1 protein-coding gene and 1 pseudogene are annotated in these 1649 nt (G+C 64.5%); one reads left to right on the top strand and one right to left on the bottom strand.

Translation table 11 applies throughout. From position 1 onward, the window contains the following. Positions 1-183: pseudogene (gene purU, locus G455_RS25255) on the top strand (formyltetrahydrofolate deformylase); the annotation flags it as partial. A 93-nt stretch (positions 184-276) separates the two neighbouring features. On the opposite strand, the gene G455_RS0122150 reads toward purU, so the two are convergent. Next, positions 277-1308: a GlxA family transcriptional regulator gene (locus G455_RS0122150; RefSeq protein ID WP_051312694.1), complete on the bottom strand. Its 1032-nt coding sequence runs from the start codon at positions 1306-1308 to the stop codon at positions 277-279. Positions 1309-1649 lie beyond the last annotated feature (341 nt).

A 1649-nucleotide genomic window follows, 5' to 3' on the forward strand; every position in this document is an offset into this window, starting at 1 on the left:
ACGGTGCGGGTGACACATGCGCAATCGGCGAGCGATTACGTGTCTCTGGGCCGCGATGTGGAAAGCCAGGTGCTGGCCCGGGCGATCCACGCCCACATCCACCGTCGGGTGTTCCTGAATGGCGACAAGACCGTGGTGTTCCCGGCGAGCCCCGGGGAATATGCCTCCGAGCGGATGGGCTGAGGCAAACCTGGCAGGGGGCGCTGCCCCCGCCGCCCTGGCGGGCGTCTCCCCCGGGATATTTCGGGCCAGAAAAAGGGGGGCTCTGACCTGGTCCTAGTCGGGGAGGGGGGCGCTGGTCGAGGTTGTGAACCGATCCCGGTATTCGCGCGGCGTCAGCGAGAACCTGCGGCTGAAGACCTTTCGCATCTGATCGTCCGAGGAAAACCCAACGCGGTGGGCGATGGTCTTCAACGGTAGCGCGGTTTCCAGAAGCAGGGTTGTCGCGCGTTCGCAGCGGGCATCGGTCAGGTAATCTGCCGGACTTTGGCCGATTTCGCGGATGAAGTGGCGGACGAAGTTGCGTTCGCTCATCCCGGCGCGCTTGGCCAGGTCGCTGGTCAGCAGCTTGTGGTCGAGATTGGCGTGGATCCAGGTCTGGATGTCGGCCATCCCCGAACGGGCCGGCATTTCCCGGGTCAAGAGCGAGCTGAACTGTGACTGCCCGCCTGGGCGTTTGAGATAGATCACCATGTCGCGCGCCACCGACAGGGCGAGATCGCGGCCGAAGTCCTGTTCGACGAAGGCCAGTGCCAGGTCGATGGCGGCGGTCACCCCGGCGGAGGTGTAGAGATTGCCCTGGTGCAGGAAGATAGCATCCGCATTGACCTGGATGGCAGGATAGCGTTGTTGCAGGCGGTCGGCGACGCTCCAATGGGTGGTGGCCTTTCGCCCGTCGAGTAGGCCGGCCTCGGCGAGAAAGAAGGTGCCGGTGCATAGCGAGGCGAAGCGCCGGACATCTTGGTGCTTGCGCCGGCACCAGTCGACGATCTGGGGGGTGTCCCGCAGCGCGGTTTCGATATCGAGCGCGCCGGCGATGATCACCGTGTCCCCGGGGGTGCAATCGGCCAGCGCCACCGGGGCCTCGAGGGTGAGGAAACAGTCGGAGACGACGGGGCCGGGCTGCGGGCTGACCAGGCGCACATCATATCGGGCCGGATGCGAGGCGGCGGCGAGATAGCGGTTCGCGGCGGTGAACACATTCACCGGCCCGACGGCCTCCATGATCTTGAAGCCGGGATAGATGACGATATCGACACTCAGGTCCGTCGCGGCTTGGTGGTGATCATGCGGGGGATCGTTTTGCATGGGATGGTGGCCCTTGATCTTGTGGCAGGGGAGGGGGTGATCTGGGGGTTAATTGTCCGAATTCGTCTGAACGTCCAGATGGTGCATCGTCGCGGGATATGAGACACCCTGCAGGACGAGGCATCCCGTCCGCCGTCACGGTCGCGATCTGACCGCCGGGCGGGGCTGCGTCTTTTGGTGCTTTTGCCTGCGGGCACCGCCGCGAGATCGCCAAGCTGGAACAGAAATTCGAAAGAGGATGACAATATGCGCACCCGAGCCGCCGTAGCCCTTGAGGCCGGCAAGCCGCTGGAAATCATGGAGGTGAACCTTGAGGGCCCGAAGGCGGGCGAGGTTCTGAT

Origin of the sequence: Pseudodonghicola xiamenensis DSM 18339 (genome assembly GCF_000429365.1) — a bacterium.
Lineage (GTDB): Bacteria > Pseudomonadota > Alphaproteobacteria > Rhodobacterales > Rhodobacteraceae > Pseudodonghicola > Pseudodonghicola xiamenensis.

Coding starts and splice junctions, on each gene's coding strand:
- G455_RS0122150 (WP_051312694.1), bottom strand. CDS start 1,308: ATGCAAAACGATCCCCCGCATGATCACCACCAAGCCGCGACGGACCTG.